The 14,785-nt window shown below is 63.9% G+C and carries 11 protein-coding genes; 4 read left to right on the forward strand and 7 right to left on the reverse strand.

Going from position 1 to position 14,785, the window contains the following annotated elements; all coding sequences use genetic code 11:
* The first annotated feature begins 240 nt into the window (after positions 1–240).
* Entirely contained in the window at positions 241–1,104 is an 864-nt protein-coding gene (locus NITMOv2_RS14840) for an HDOD domain-containing protein (protein ID WP_053380611.1), read from the forward strand.
* Positions 1,101–2,516, forward strand: coding sequence for a Si-specific NAD(P)(+) transhydrogenase (gene sthA, locus NITMOv2_RS14845; RefSeq protein WP_053380612.1), 1,416 nt, complete (start codon positions 1,101–1,103; stop codon positions 2,514–2,516). The genes NITMOv2_RS14840 and sthA overlap by 4 nt, the downstream gene beginning before the upstream one ends.
* 294 nt (positions 2,517–2,810) lie before the next feature.
* Here sthA and NITMOv2_RS14850 read toward each other — a convergent pair whose 3' ends face one another.
* Complete coding sequence (locus NITMOv2_RS14850) at positions 2,811–3,269, reverse strand: MamS/MamX family magnetosome protein (RefSeq protein WP_053380613.1); 459 nt, start codon at positions 3,267–3,269, stop codon at positions 2,811–2,813.
* Positions 3,270–3,461: 192 nt separating this feature from the next.
* Here NITMOv2_RS14850 and NITMOv2_RS14855 point away from each other — a divergent pair, with 192 nt between their 5' ends.
* Entirely contained in the window at positions 3,462–5,159 is a 1,698-nt protein-coding gene (locus NITMOv2_RS14855; protein ID WP_053380614.1) for a tetratricopeptide repeat protein, read from the forward strand.
* A gap of 85 nt (positions 5,160–5,244) precedes the next feature.
* Here the strand turns inward: NITMOv2_RS14855 and NITMOv2_RS14860 are convergent, their stop codons facing one another.
* The 6 genes from NITMOv2_RS14860 to NITMOv2_RS14885 form a co-directional block, all read right to left on the reverse strand.
* A complete protein-coding gene (locus NITMOv2_RS14860; protein WP_053380615.1) occupies positions 5,245–5,967 on the reverse strand; it encodes a hypothetical protein in 723 nt (240 codons plus the stop codon).
* Between the two features lie 48 nt (positions 5,968–6,015).
* Positions 6,016–6,363 carry a PilZ domain-containing protein gene (locus tag NITMOv2_RS14865; RefSeq protein ID WP_053380616.1) on the reverse strand — a complete coding sequence of 116 codons (348 nt, stop codon included), beginning with the start codon at positions 6,361–6,363 and terminating at the stop codon, positions 6,016–6,018.
* Between the two features lie 105 nt (positions 6,364–6,468).
* Positions 6,469–7,920, reverse strand: coding sequence for an RtcB family protein (locus tag NITMOv2_RS14870; protein WP_083448061.1), 1,452 nt, complete (start codon positions 7,918–7,920; stop codon positions 6,469–6,471).
* Between the two features lie 164 nt (positions 7,921–8,084).
* Positions 8,085–8,519 (reverse strand): archease, encoded by a 435-nt coding sequence (locus tag NITMOv2_RS14875; protein ID WP_053380618.1) that lies wholly within the window; start codon positions 8,517–8,519, stop codon positions 8,085–8,087.
* Positions 8,520–8,580: 61 nt separating this feature from the next.
* On the reverse strand, positions 8,581–9,732 hold the full coding sequence (locus NITMOv2_RS14880; RefSeq protein WP_053380619.1) for a M24 family metallopeptidase: 1,152 nt from the start codon (positions 9,730–9,732) through the stop codon (positions 8,581–8,583).
* A gap of 102 nt (positions 9,733–9,834) precedes the next feature.
* Entirely contained in the window at positions 9,835–13,194 is a 3,360-nt protein-coding gene (locus NITMOv2_RS14885) for a DUF3971 domain-containing protein (protein WP_053380620.1), read from the reverse strand.
* A gap of 235 nt (positions 13,195–13,429) precedes the next feature.
* Here NITMOv2_RS14885 and NITMOv2_RS14890 point away from each other — a divergent pair, with 235 nt between their 5' ends.
* Entirely contained in the window at positions 13,430–14,695 is a 1,266-nt protein-coding gene (locus tag NITMOv2_RS14890; protein ID WP_053380621.1) for an MFS transporter, read from the forward strand.
* Positions 14,696–14,785: the final 90 nt, after the last annotated feature.

The following is a 14,785-nucleotide window of genomic DNA, read 5'->3' on the forward strand; positions in this document are numbered from 1 at the left end:
GGCCTTGCTGGACGGCCTTTTTGAACAGCCTGCGGGCTCTTGTGAGACCGTCTGAAACCTTTCGGTTCCCCGTTCTGCCACACTTGGAAAATAGTTTGCCAACATCCTGATAGTCGGCCGGCCCGCCAAAGTCACGGCGCAGGATCGCCCGATGTCCGGCTAAACTTTCCGCGTCCAGCAACCGACAAAGGAAGGCATCAGAAAGAACCGGGCAGCAACCAACGAGGAGCAGCACCCGCTATGCCCCCTGACACGCAGTCCGCCACCACCCCGCTGGAGCAGCTGGAACAGGCTCTCGTGCAGAAGATCGAGAAGGGCGAGGTGGAGCTGCCGTTATTGCCGCAGGTCGCGAGCCAGGTCATGGCGCTCACATCCGACCCCTCGGCCGACGCGGCGAAGCTGTCGTCGCTGATCCATCAAGACCAGGCGCTGGCCGCGCATGTGCTCCGCATCGCCAATTCGCCGGCCTACATGCCACGCAGCCCGGTCGTGTCGCTCCAACACGCGGTCGCCATGCTCGGCATCAATCTGTTGTCCGAAATCGCCTTTACCGCCTCGCTCAAGACCGGCGCCTTTCAAGTCCCCGGCCACGAGGACGAAGTGAAGCGCCTCTGGCGGCACTCGCTGGCGAGCGGCGCCTTCGGCAAAGAAGTGGCCCGCGCCCGGCGGGTCAATGTCGAAAGCGCCTATCTCTGCGGCTTGCTCCATGGAATCGGCAAACCGGTCGTGCTGCGGACCGTGGCCACGTTGACCCGCGACAAGAAGCTGCCGGTGGACAAACCGGAGTTCGGCGTCTTGATCGAGGGCTATCACACCCGCGTGGGCGGCCTCATCGCCGACAAGTGGGGCTTGCCGAAGCAGGTCGCCGAAGCCATCCATTACTACGCCGACTACGACCATGCCGCGTCCTTTCGCCAGGAATGCATGCTCACCTGCGTGGCCGATCGGCTGGCCACGCATCTGCTGAGCCCCGGCGAGATGCCCGAAGAGCAACTGCGCGACCATCCGGTGTTCGCCGAACTGAACCTCTACCCCAACGACATCGATCAGTTGATCGCCGGCAAGGACAAGGTGCTGGCGATGGTCAACGCGATGAACCTATGAGCGCGCCCATCGCCTTCGACATCATCGTGATCGGAGCCGGACCGGCGGGCCAAAAGGCCGCCGTGCAGGGCGCCAAGGCCGGCAAGCGCGTGGCCCTGATCGAGCGCGAGCGTGGTATCGGCGGGAGTTGCGTCTACCGCGGAACCATCCCCAGCAAGACGCTCCGCGAAAGCGCGCTGCAGTTGGATCGCCTGAAACGCGCAGGCGGCGCCTTCGAATTCAGCCTGAAGCCGGACACGCAGATTTCGACGCTGCTCGGCCGCCTGGAGGACGTCGTGAAGACGCACGACGACTTCATGAGCAAGCAACTGCGGCGCAACGGCATTGCGCTCTTTCACGGGCGCGCGCGCTTCGTCAGCGATCGGATCGTCGAGATGCAGGCCGTCGACGGCGCCGTGCAGCAATTCACGGCCGGCTGCATCGTGATCGCCACCGGCTCCCGCCCCGGGAATCCGTCCGACATTCCCGTCGATCACGAACACATTCTCGACAGCGACTCGCTCCTCTCGATGATCTACCTGCCGCGCTCCCTGGCGATCATCGGCGGCGGGGTCATCGGATGCGAATACGCGTCCATCTTCGCGCTGCTCGGCGTGCACGTGACGCTCATCGATCGCGCGCCGGCGCCGCTGCAATTTATGGATCAGGAGCTGGTCCGGCAGTTCATCGAGAGCTTCGAACAGCAAGGCGGACACTATCTCGGAAGCCGGACGGTCAAGGAAGTCCGGTGGGACGGGGCCGCGCACGTCGTGACGACCTTAGGCGACGGCGTGGCGATCAAGAGCGAAAAACTGCTGGTGGCGCTCGGGCGGCAGGCGAACGTCGAAGATCTCAACCTGGGCGCGGCCGGCCTCATGGTGACCATCAAAGGCACGCTCGCCGTCAATCAGTATTGCCAGACGGAGGTGCCGCACATCTACGCCGTCGGCGACATGGTGGGCGCGCCGGCCCTCGCATCGAAGGCCATGGAGCAAGGCCGCCGCGCGGTCCGCCATGCGTTGAACATGCCGGTCGGCGACGCGGCCTCCACGATCCCGCTCGGGATCTATACGATTCCGGAGATGGCAAGCATCGGATTGGACGAGAAAGCCGCGAAGGAGCGGTACCGCGAACCGCTCATCGGGCGGGCGAAGTTCGAAGAAGTAGCCCGCGCCCAGATCTCCGGGAGCGGCCACGGCCTCTTGAAAATGATCGCCGACCCCGCCGGCGAACGCCTGCTCGGCGTGCAGATCGTCGGCGATCAAGCGACCGAGCTCGTGCACGTCGGCCAATCCGCTCTGCAGCAAGGCGCCACGATCGAATCCTTCATCGACAACGTGTTCAACTTCCCCACCTACGCCGAAGCCTATCGCGTCGCGGCCCTCGACATCCTCGGCCAAGCCGCCAAGCGCCAGACGGCCGCTGCGGCGTAAACCTCTTTCATCGGCGTCTTCTGTATAAGCTCTTACAGACTGTTCAAGACGCCCGTCCTTCTCACCCGCCCACCCCGGCGCACCGGGATGCGCCGCTCCGCGGCAAGGCCGCAGGGCGGACGGCGACTGAGACGTACCCTTCTCACCCGCCGCACCCCGGAGCCGCCAAGACGGCTCCTTTCCCGGTGCGGTACGTCGCAGCGAGAGCCGTGACTGAGAACGCAGCTCGGTGAAAAGCGCGTCTCGGCGCGCTGGGGCGGGTGGGTGTAATGGTGGGCCTTTTTCAACAGCCTACTACGGGAGGTATTCGCCGCCGACCCATGCCGGCATCCCATCGTCGCGGCGTAATCGCATCCCTTCTTCCCGGCGGTCGTTATACAACCGCGCGGCCACGAACACCGACTGCCCGGCAATCGTTTCGAACGAGCCTTGCACTTCGATCTCCCGCCCGACGTCCAGCTCCATCACATGTCGGTTTTCTTCCATGAACCACGAAGGGCCGAGATGGACCGGGATCACCCGATCGTCGGGCGTCTTGAGCTGCAGCCGCGCGAACTGCGCGTCATCCTTGAGCTTCACCGTCTCCTGATCTTGAATGACTCCCCGGATGGTCCGCGCGCGATCTTCATGATAAATGCGCTCGGATTCCGTGACGGACTGGTACGGAACCTCATGGGTGACGGGAACGAGCTGCGAAGTTGGCGCACCGCCGCCCTGGAACAGCGGGAAGATCAACAAGACGAGAACCAACACGGATCGATCTCCTTCACTGTTGAATCGATCTGTGCAAGTGAGGTGCCTCTCGGTTCGGCAACAGAATCGCTCTTGGCAAGAGGCCCGAACGGGACAATCTGTCCCAACCGCAGGACAGCTCGTCTCCACCCTTTGACCGCAGGCGCACGTTTCGGATAGGCTCTTTTCACTTCGATTGCGGGGCGAAAGACGATGAACCGATCCGAGCGGCGGCGGCAGGAAGCGATCCGGGGGCGCGGCGCCCAGCAGGCTGACAGCTTTGCCCTGCGTACGCTGCTGGAGGAAGGCACGCGGCACCACCAAGCCGGCCGATTGTCGGAAGCGGAGCGGTCGTACCGCTTGGCGCTGGAGATGACTCCGGGCCATCCGGACGCGCTGCATTTGCTCGGTCTGCTCGCCTATCGCGCCAATCGACCGGACCAAGCCATCGAGCTCATCACGCAAGCCATCGACGCCTCCCCGTCGAATGCCCTCTATTGGTTCAATCTCGGCGTCGTCTCGCAACGAGCCGGCAGGAAAGACGACGCCGTGCGCGCCTACGAGCGGGCGCTCGCGTTGAATCCCACGTATGTCGACGCGCTCATCAATCTGGGAAATGTTCTCAAGGACCTCACTCGCCCGGAAGACGCCGTCCGGGCCTATCGGAAAGCGTTGGCACTGAATCCCGGCCATGCGGACACGCACAACAACCTCGGCGTCGCGCTGAAAGAGCAGGGCTGTCTTTCCGACGCGATCACGGCGTATCGCGAAGCCTTGCGCCTGAAACCGTCACACCTGGAAGCGCTCAACAATCTGGGGCTCGCGTTGCTGGAGACTCGATCGATCGACGGCGCGATCGCCTCGTTCGAACGGGCCCTCGCCGTCCAGCCGGCCTACGGCAAGGCGCTGTATAATCTCGGCATCGCCTCGATTTGGAACGGCGACGATCGGCGCGCCATCGACTGTCTCTCGCGGGCCGCGCAGGCGAAACACAACCATGGTCAGCCGGTCGCGGAAGGCGTGGTTTACCGCTCCCGGCTCAAACACGACATCGAGCAGGTCCGTTATCTGCTGAGCCGCCGGCTGCTGGGGCCTGAGGTGATGGGCTATCTGCAGGCGTTGGAGCACTTGGATCGCTCGTTGTCTGCTCACCATCCGGACCGCAATCGCTGTTCGATCGAACCGGCGCAGGCCGCCGCCATCGCGCCGTCGTTCAACCGCTTTCTGCATCTCGCGCCTTGCGATCGCCTCCTTGCCGGCGCGCTGAATCCGGCGCTGGACGTCGCGGAAGTGGAAGCCCGTTACCTCGGCCGACAGCCGGAAGTCACCTACATCGACCATCTGCTGAACGACGAGGCCTTGGCCGCGCTCCGGCGGTTTTGTTGGGAATCGACGATCTGGAAGAAGGACTACGAGAACGGCTATCTCGGTGCCTTTTTGGGAGACGGCTTTGCGACGCCGCTCTTGCTGCAGATCGCCGAAGAGCTGCGCCTGAAGTTCCCCCGCATTTTCAAGCAGCATCGATTGACGCAAGCCTGGGCCTTCAAACAAGACAACGCCCGGCGAGGATTGAACATCCATGCGGACGCCGCGGCGGTGAATGTGAATTTTTGGATCACCCCGGACGAGGCGAACCGCGATCCGGACACAGGCGGGTTAGTCGTCTATGACAAGGAAGCGCCGCGCGACTGGAATTTCGCGGCCTATAACAGCGAACAGAACAAGCCGAAGATCATGGAGTGGCTGAAGGAATCAGGCGCGCAGGCCATCCGCATCCCGTACCGAGCCAACCGGGCGGTCGTGTTCAACTCCGACCTCTTTCATGAAACCGACGAGATCCACTTCAAAGACGAGTATCTCAACCGGCGCATCAACATCACGCTGCTGTACGGACACCGGCATCAGGACTGACCCTTCGACAGACTCAGGGCAGGCTCCTTCGACAAGCTCAGGGTGAGCGGATGATTGCAGCAGACCCGCTCATGAATAACGCAGGCTAGCTCACTTTCCGAAGCCAAGGCTGCTGTGCTTCGGCCTCATCCGTCTCTTCCAGCATGTCGGCCATCACACCTTGAATCTGCTTGCGGATCGTTCCCGTCGCAAGCTTCATCGCCAGGCCGACGCCGATCAGCAGAAATAGACCGATCGGAGCCATCAGACGCCCGACTTCCATCATCCGGTCTTCCGGCGCGCGCAGGGCGGGCCGACGATCGGGCGCCGCAAACACGAGCATCATCCAGGCCAAGACGTCGCCTTTGTCGGCCAGGGGCTCGACGACGACGAACACCGGCTGACCGGACTGGTCCACCGCCCGCTGCGCCACCGCGCGGTTCTGGCTCTTCCAGGCAGCCCAGGTCGGGTCCTGAAAGGTTTGGCCCACCTGCGCGGGATTGCGCGCCGCCAGCACGGTATTGTCGCGATTGACGATCATGGCATCACGCAGGCCGTCGAGCCGTTGAAGCGAGGTCACCACGTCCTGCAGCCGGGCCACATCCGCCAGCATCACCGAGCGCGACGCCGCGGCGAAGATGCGCCCTGCCGCGATGGCGTGCTCTTCGCCGGCCCGTTCGGTCGCCTGCGCCACCTCCTGGACCCGCGCCAGGTCATGCCGCTTCAACGTGTAGTACAGCATGCTGCCGATCAGGAGCGTCGTGAGCGTACTGATCGCGATGGTTGGAAGGATCGTCTGCTTCGGCCAACGCTTGTCCCGTTCGCTCATGAGGCCTCGTTCGTGGTGAGGGTCCGGGTCGGAGATATCGAGAGCCGGCTACACACTCTGTTCCTGCGTGTCCCGCTGATAGGGCTCCAGTTCCAGCTCTTTCACGACATGTTGGAGTCTCGCCCATTCGTCCGGCGTCAACGTCATGAATTCCAGCCCGAAACTGCCGCCGCGAGACCAGCGGACGACGGCCTGGCTCACTTGTATCGGGGGCTCCCCGCTGGAAACCTCGATGCGCAGTTGCAACGCCGTGCCGACCTTGACGTCGATCAGGCTGAAGACGCGGCAGCCTCGGATGGAGAGGTCGCCTAAATTGCCGTCGCCGGAGACGATGTTGGCGGAGCTGAACGAGCTGCGGAACTGGACGGGGAACCGGGGATGTTGACGGTGTTCCATGGTCTTCATCAAGCGAGAGGAGCGGAGGAGCGAGAGGGGCGCGACGAGCCTTCCCGTATCTAAATCTTACGCCTCACTCGTCACCGATCACTCATCACGTCTGGGCTAGCCCTTTATATTGCCGATCGGCCGCAATTCCGCCACTGTTTTTGTAATTCCTGCGCGGTCGACCGACGCCACCACCTCCGAAATGTTCTTGTAGGCGAAGCCCGCTTCCTCGGCGAGCCCCGACATGGAGACCGCCTTGACGAGGATGCCCTGCCGTTTCATCTGTTGCTGCACCTGCTCGCCGCGGACCGCCTTCTTGGCCTGTCCGCGCGACATCGTACGGCCGGAGCCGTGCATGGTCGACGCAAACGTCTCGCGCATCGCGCCTTCGGTGCCGGCCAACAGATACGAGCCGGTCTCCATCGAGCCCCCGCAGATCACCGGCTGGCCGGTCTTCCGGTAGCGTTCCGGCAGCGCCGGGCTCCCGGGCCCGAGCGCCCGCGTCGATCCCTTGCGATGCACCACCAACTCGCCCTCGGGATACCGCTCGACCTTCGCGATGTTGTGCGCGACGTCATAGACGAGCTCCATGCCCAGCTCTTCGGCCGACTTGCCGAAGACGTCGGCGAAGGCCTCGCGGATCCGATGCGTGATGACCTGGCGATTGGCAAAGGCCGCGTTCGCGGCGCAGTTCATCGCGGCGAAGTAGTCTTGGCCTTCTTCGGACCGGAACGGCGCGCAGGCCAACTGCTGGTCCTTGACGGTCATGCCGTAGCGCCGCATGGCTTTCTCAAAGACGTTGAGGTAGTCGCTCGCCACCTGGTGTCCGAACCCGCGGGAGCCGCAATGGACCATCACGACGATCTGATCGTGGCCCGTGATGCCGAAGGCCGCCGCCGTCTCCCGGTCGAAGACCCGTGCGTTCTCGACGACCTGCACTTCCAAATAGTGGTTGCCGGCCCCCAACGTCCCGAGCTGGTTGATTCCGCGGTTCACCGCATGATCGCTGATCTTGGACGGATCGGCTCCCGCAAGACAGCCGCCTTCTTCGATCCGCTCGAGATCCTGATGCCACCCGTATCCCTGGGCGATGCACCAGCGAGCCCCTTCCCTCATCACATCCTCGAACGATGTGCGATTCAGCCGGACGAAGCCGCTCGAACCCACGCCGGCGGGCACCCGGCGGAACAATTCGGTCATCAACCGTTCGAGGTGAGGCTGCACCTCGCTTCGCGTGAGATCGGTCCGGATCAGCCGCATGCCGCAGTTGACGTCGTAGCCCACCCCTCCCGGTGAGATGATCCCTGAACGCACATCGAAGGCCGCGACGCCGCCGATCGGAAAGCCGTAGCCCCAATGACCGTCCGGCATGCAGAGCGCATAGCGCCGGATGCCCGGCAGGCACGCCACATTCGTGACTTGCTCGAAGACGCCTTCGTCCATCGCTTCGAGAATCGTCGGCGTGGCGTAGATGCGCGCCGGCACCAGCATGCCGGATTTCTCCGACGGGGCGATCTCCCAGACTGCGTCCGAGATGCGGTCGACTCTCATTGATGTGTTGAGTTTCATGGTCTCGTCTATTTGGTCTATCTCGTCTATCTGGTCTATCTGGTCTATCTCGTCTGTCTGGTCTGTCTGGTCTTTCTCGTCTATCTGGTCTGTCTGGTCTATTCGGTCTGTCCGGTCTTCGCACCAGATGGACCAGACAGACCTTGCACTAGATAGACCACGCGTCACACATCCACCACCACCTGCGCCGTCCAGCGGCCGGCGTGCTGCGTGACCTCATACAGATGCTTGGTCACGCCTTTGACATCCGCTCGCAACGCCTGTTTCGCCGGATCGACCGGTTCGCCGTGCACCATCGCCGTGAGCCGCCACCGATCGCCGGATTGAACGAGGTGCAGATCGACTTTGCTGAAGACCACGCCGGCCGCGTCCTTATAGTAGACCAAATCGGACAGCCAATCGAACAGCAGCGCGGCGGGATCCTGGTCTTCGCGTTCGACTTTCTGCTCCCACGCCGTTCCAACAGTGGCGGGATCCGCCATCGCGTCAATCAACGCGCCGGTCGCCGCGACAAACACGTCCTGCAGCGAATCACCCGTCGCCTCAAAGGCCAGATCCGCCACCGCCACATCATCGAGAAATCGATAGGAGAACGCCATGGAGGTCCGCCGCGACCAGTGGAAGGGATGGAGGGAAGAAGCGGATGGCGCAATCCGCTCGCTACCCGAGCTCGAAGATCTTCGGGAAGTCGGTGAGGTTCCGGCAGCCGTCCGCAGTGACGAGCACCATGTCTTCGATGCGCACGGCGCCGAGGCCCGGATAATAGAGGCCGGGTTCGACGGTGACGACATGGCCTTCCTGGAGCAGGGAGCCGGTGCGGCTGATACGCGGCGCTTCGTGGATGTCCAATCCGACGCCGTGGCCGGTGCCGTGAAAGTAGCCCTGCATCCGGCCGTTCACGAGGCCGGTCTTGTAGCCGGCCTTCTCGAACCGCTCGCAGATGCCTTGGTGGATCTTCATCCCGTCGGCGCCGTCCTTGATCTTGCCGATCGCCTCTTCCTGCGCGTCCTTCACCGTCTGATAGAGCCGCTTGAGCTCGGGGCTCGCGGTGCCGCGGATCACCGTGCGGGACATGTCGGCGAAGTACCGGCTCGCGGCGGAGCGCGGGAACACGTCGAAGATGATGCTGCGGTCGGCCGGCAAAGGCCCCGTGCCTTCGTTGTGCGGATCGCAGGCCTGCTCGCCTCCCGCCACGATCGTGTGCTGAGCCACGCAGTCCCGCTCCATCAGCTTGACGTTGATCAGCTTTTTGATCCGCTCGGAAGTCAGCACGTCGCCATCCAGCCACAGCGCGTGATCGCGGATCTCCGCCCGGCGCAGCGCGTCGTGCGCGGCCGCAACCGCCTCTTCCGTCGCCCGTTGCGAGGCTTCGATCAGGCGCACTTCTTCGGCCGTCTTTACGACGCGCCGCTCGTAAAACGGATCGCGCTTGGGCTTCAGGCTGTAGCCCAATTCCTGCAGCCGCGTCGCATGGATGAACGGAAAATTGGCCGGCACCGACAACTGTCTGATTTTCGCCTCTTTCAGGACCACGTTGACAATATCGACGGTGTTCGGCTCCTTGACGCCCTGCTTTTTCGCCCGCTGTTCCACCTCGGAATACGACAAGACGCGATCGACGCTCGCCTGCGTCCTGGCGCGATCCATTTCCAAATCGCTCATCACCAACAGCCGCTCGCCTTTGATCTCCATATAGATGAAGGGATCGGGCGCGATGAATTTGGTGGCGTAGTAGAGATTCGAATCGTGTTCGCTCGCGGCGATGAACAGCGTGGCGATTTCAGGTTGCTGGTGAGAGGCGGCGCGCTTCATGACAATACAATTTTGAATTGTAAATTTTTAATTTCCTCGGTGCGCCCACAGTACCATCGGCGTCGGAGATCGGTCAATCCTTCGGCGACTCCCGCCGGCGCGTCACGGCGTCGCCGGCGCCGGCATCTGGAGGCTTTCCGGCACGTCGGACTTTTCTCCGTCCGGCGTCATCAAATCGAACGGCAACGTGAGCGTATTCTTCAACACATCGACCGCCAACTGGGCGAGCCCCGAGAGGCCGGTTGCGAACGACTTCATCGGCAGATAGGAGACCTCCGGGTCCTCCACCGCCCCCTTGACCGAGAACATCGCGGTGGCCAACCCCTTCCGATCGCCCGCGAAAATCCGGCCGAACAACGGAATGGTTTTCAAAAACTGCGAGTAGGACCCGAAGGGACTCACCGCCACGACCGCGTCGAGCTGGTCCGTCGGCAAATCGTAGTTGCCGGCGGCGGTGATCTTGAGGATGGGGCTGTCGATGATGAAGTTTTCCGTCTGGAACAGACCGTTGTGCACGACCACGGTGCCGACGATCTTGTCATACGGCAACCCTTCCTTTTCCAGGTCCACTTTGCCCTGCAGCACGGCCGGCAGGTTCAAAAGACTGATGATCTTCCACACGGCGCGCTCTTTGGCTTTCAGGATGCGGCCGTTTTCCAGGAGCACTTCCGCCCGCCCGTTCAACGTCGGGTACACGCCGTGGGGATTCCGTCCATGGCCCCGCATGGACCCACTGATCCGCATCTGGCCGGAGATGCCCTGGATCGACGTGTTGGTCAGCCTGAGCAAATCCTGCACTTGCAACCCGGTCGCCCGGACGGAGAATTCGATATCCGCCGGCTCCTTGCGCGGCAGCTGCACCACGATGCGGCCGGCCAGCTGCCCGTGCGTGGAGTTGCCCGCGATGCGGTCGACGTCGAGCACGCCGTCCTGAATGTTCACGCGCGCGGAGAGACCGCCGAACTTCAGATGCTTGTAATGGCCGCGCGTCACCGACGCCAGCATCGTGACCTGGCTCGTAGCCGCCAGGGTTTCCAAAAACTCCCGCATGGGCGAGCGCTCGCCTTTGGGAATGAGCAGATCGATGTCGAGCTGGTTCGATTCGATTTTGCCGGTAATGACGGGCTTGGTCGTCCAGTTTCGGATCGCCGCTTCGAGCGCCACGTCGCTGTCCTGCAGGCGGAACGACAGGCGCTTCACTTCGGCGCCGTTGCGGACGAGCTTCACGCGCGCGTAGAGATCCTGCACATGCCCGTCCAGGCCCTTCGCGAGCATCAGGCCGTTGGTCAACGCCACCCATCCCGTGATGCGCCAGGCCTTCCAATCGGTGTCTTTGCCTTTGACGTCGAGCGACACTTCCAAGTTGCCCGCTTCGAACCCGCCCTTGGAAATCCACTCGGGCAAACCGGAGAGCGACAAGGTGCCCGTCGCGAGCGACGCGTCGATGCTGAACCGCCGGCCGACGTGCAACGTGCCTTTCACCGGAATGCGGACCGAGGGCAGGATCAATTCCACCCGGTTCACGGTGGCGCTGTCGGCCTTGGCCAACTCGCCCTCGAACTCGATCGTGGCCGGCGCGCCGACGGGTTTTTCGACGAGCCCGGGCCAGGCCGCTTTCGCCTCATCCAGAACCAGCACCCCTTTCACATGCGGCGTCGCCGTCGGCCCGGTCAAGAGCACCGCCGCGCTCAACAATCCTTCGAACATGCCGGGCGGGATGGCGGCAGCGGGCACAAGGCGGGACACCTGCGCCGCATCGCCTCGTGTCCGGACGACAAAGTCCTGAAACGTCCCGGCCTGGCCGCCCGTCATAGTCCCTTCCACCTGGACCGCCGTGTCGCCGAGATGGCCGGTCACATGGTCGAACTGGGTCGCACCGTCGGCGAGGACGAACCGTCCCTGCATGCCGGTCAGGCGCTCCGGCAGCCCCGCATGCGTAAAGCTCACATAGCGGGCCGTGACCTCTCCGCCGGCGAACGTAATGCCGCCCGGCTGGTTCAACGGCCCCACGAGGCGGAACGTCGGCTGCGCCATGCCTTCGACATCGCGGATGCCGGCGAAGAACGCCGACAGGCGCTCGGCCTTCACCGTCTTGGCCAAAAATTGCACGAGGTTCGACGCGGCCATGTTGCCGCTGATTTCCAATTCAAGCCAGGGACCCGCTTCGAGGAAGGACACCGTCGCCTTGCCGTCCGTCATCTGGATCGCCCCGTACGACCCCGTGATGCCGAACACCCGGACACGGCCGGTTTCCACCTGCACGAGCGCCGCCACGTCTTTCGCCGGCACCCGCTCCTGGCCGAGCAACGCCTGCCCGTCCTGAATCCGGAATTCGCCGGTCATGGACAGTTGCGGCCCGGCCGCGGCGGTTCCGGTGATCGTCGCATTGACCACCTGGACCTTGCCGTCGATCTGATGGTCGGCCAGCACGGCCGGGATCTGCGGGTGAATCCATTCGGCCGGGATCGCGGTCAACAGCTGCGGCAGGCCCACCGGCGAGCTGCTGAAGGTCACGGCAAAGGTCGGCTGCGGCGTGAGCAGCCCCGCCAGATTGGCGCCCCCCGTGAGCGTCATCTCGTTGAGCCGCGCCGTCATGTCGGACAACACCATGTCGTAGCCGGCCACGCCGGGTATCACGCGCACGACGCTCTGGACGTTGACGACGCCGTGCAGATGCTCCGGCACCGGCCGGGGACCGAGAAAATCCGCCGCCTCCCGCAGTTGCAGGTCGGCGGCCTCGACGCGGCCCTCGAACTGAAACACGGAGGACGGCCCAGTCCCCTCTTCGGCGCTGAGCGACAGCGGCTGCTCGGACTTGCGCACCACGCCGCTGAGCGACACGGCGGACGCTCCCTGCTCGCCCGGATGGGCGGCCGACACGTGAAGCTCGGCCAGCCCGCGATCGGCGCGGATGAGGAGCCCCGCTTCGACGCGGTCAAACGTGACGGAGCGCACGCCGTCCGGCCGGGCCGCGTCGACGATCGTCACGGCGCCGTTGACGATCGTCGCCTGGCGGATCATGAAGACGCGGGTCATCATCTCCATCGTGCGGCGGTCGGTGGCGTCCCGATCGCTCACGCCATCGAGCACATTCCAGTGGCCGGATTCGCTGCGCCGCAAGGTCAACACCGGTTGCTCGATCGTCAATCGCTTGCCGACCACTTGCTTCTTGAACAAGGGAATCAGCCGCAGCACGAGATCGACCCGCTTGGCGGACAGCAGCGCCTCGTCCGACTCGCGGTCATGAATCACCACGTCGGAGAGCTCCACCCGAACGCGCGGGAACAGCACGACTTTGACGCGGTGCACGTCGATCTTGCGCCCGAGACTCTGCTCGAGCTGCTGCAGGACGAAATCTTTGAGATAGTCTTCTCCGGTGAACGTACCCGAAAGGAGCAGGAACGTAGCGGCGAGCACGACGGCGGCGAGAACGACGACAAGTCCGAGCCTGAAACGGGACACTCCACCCCCTCGGTACGTAGAATCCTGCGGCATCTTACCGGATCGACCCGGTGAAATCCATCAAGCCTGCGTCTTTTAAGAGGAATTCCACAGCAAATTCGGCCGAGCCGGCGCCGCGACGACTGGTGCGGGGACCGCCGACCCGCTATACTCGCCGCGCTGAAACGGTTCACCGGTTGGATGGTTTGTTTGGTTCGTAACAAACCCCTGACCCGCCGAATAAGCCGCTACTCGCATGCGCTGGCTGATACTGACTCTGCTCTTCTGCATCAGCGTCGTCACCTACATCGATCGAGTCAACATCTCCGTCACGGCGCGGCAGATGATGCCGGCGTTCGGATTGACGGACCAGGAGATGGGATGGATTTTTTCGGCTTTCGTCACCGGCTACGCGTTGTTTCAAATTCCCGGCGGCTGGTTGGCCGACCGGTGGGGCGCGCGCGCCGTGCTCACCGGAGCCCTCGTGTGGTGGTCGCTCTGCACCGCCTTCACCGCCATGGCCGCCGTGTCGCCGCTGGCGGAGGCCGTGGGGATCGTCGGCGCCCTCCTCGCCGTGCGGTTCACGTTGGGCATGGGCGAAGCCGTGGCGCTGCCGACGTTCAATCGCGCGGTGGCGAATTGGATGCCGGCAGGGTCGCGCGGCATCGGGATCGGCATCGCCATCGGCGGCATTGGCCTCGGCTCCGCCGTCACGCCGCCGATCGCCGCCTGGATCATGGTCAATTGGGGCTGGCAGACGGTGTTCTATCTCTCGGCGGTCATCGGATTGGCGATGGCCGTCCTCTGGTGGGCCATCGCCCGCAACCATCCCCGTGAGCATCCTTGGGTCCGCCGGCCGCCTGCACCGGAGGCCTCTCCCCAGGCGGCCGATTCGCAGTTCCACACACTCTGGCGGTTGCTCGCCGGCAACCGCACCGTCTGGTGGCTGGTCCTCAGTTACAGTTGCCTCGGATACGCCGCCTATTTTTACATGTCCTGGTTTTACCTCTATCTCGTGACGGTGCGCGGATTCGACGTGCTGACGGGCGGGCTGTACGCGTCCGCGCCCTTTCTGGCGATGCTGATCGGCTGTCCCGTCGGCGGCTGGGTCACGGATCGGCTGGCAGCGCGCTACGGTATCACGGCCGGACGGGCCTCGACCGGCATGGCGGGGATGACGGCGGCCGGCGTCGCGATCGCATTCGGCGGCTTCGTGGAGTCTCCGCCGGCGGCGCTCGCCGGGTTGTCGCTCGGCGCCGGCTGTCTCTATTTCACCGTCGGCGCCTACTGGGCGTCGACGACCGATCTGTCCAAAGCCCATGCGGGAACCCTGTCGGGTCTGATGAATACGGGCGCCAATCTCGGCGGCGCCCTCTCACCGGTGCTCACGCCATGGATCGCCGCGCACTGGGGCTGGCCCGCCTCCTTCGCCGTGGCGGGATTGGTCGCGCTGGCCGGAGCGGCGCTCTGGTGGTGGATCGATCCGGGAAAGGGACTAAACTCGGTGACGCGTGACCAGTGACGCGTGACGAGACCGTCCAGTCTCCGGCCCATCACCCATCACCCATCACTCATCACTCGTCACTCATCACTCGTCACTTTTATGCCCATT

It is taken from the genome of Nitrospira moscoviensis, from assembly GCF_001273775.1.
Taxonomy (GTDB): domain Bacteria; phylum Nitrospirota; class Nitrospiria; order Nitrospirales; family Nitrospiraceae; genus Nitrospira_D; species Nitrospira_D moscoviensis.

Excerpts from the sequence above, each read along its gene's own strand:
- NITMOv2_RS14840 (WP_053380611.1), top strand. The coding sequence starts at position 241 with ATGCCCCCTGACACGCAGTCCGCCACCACCCCGCTGGAGCAGCTGGAA.
- sthA (WP_053380612.1), top strand. The coding sequence starts at position 1,101 with ATGAGCGCGCCCATCGCCTTCGACATCATCGTGATCGGAGCCGGACCG.
- NITMOv2_RS14855 (WP_053380614.1), top strand. The coding sequence starts at position 3,462 with ATGAACCGATCCGAGCGGCGGCGGCAGGAAGCGATCCGGGGGCGCGGC.
- NITMOv2_RS14860 (WP_053380615.1), bottom strand. The coding sequence starts at position 5,967 with ATGAGCGAACGGGACAAGCGTTGGCCGAAGCAGACGATCCTTCCAACC.
- NITMOv2_RS14865 (WP_053380616.1), bottom strand. The coding sequence starts at position 6,363 with ATGGAACACCGTCAACATCCCCGGTTCCCCGTCCAGTTCCGCAGCTCG.
- NITMOv2_RS14870 (WP_083448061.1), bottom strand. The coding sequence starts at position 7,920 with ATGAAACTCAACACATCAATGAGAGTCGACCGCATCTCGGACGCAGTC.
- NITMOv2_RS14875 (WP_053380618.1), bottom strand. The coding sequence starts at position 8,519 with ATGGCGTTCTCCTATCGATTTCTCGATGATGTGGCGGTGGCGGATCTG.
- NITMOv2_RS14880 (WP_053380619.1), bottom strand. The coding sequence starts at position 9,732 with ATGAAGCGCGCCGCCTCTCACCAGCAACCTGAAATCGCCACGCTGTTC.
- NITMOv2_RS14890 (WP_053380621.1), top strand. The coding sequence starts at position 13,430 with ATGCGCTGGCTGATACTGACTCTGCTCTTCTGCATCAGCGTCGTCACC.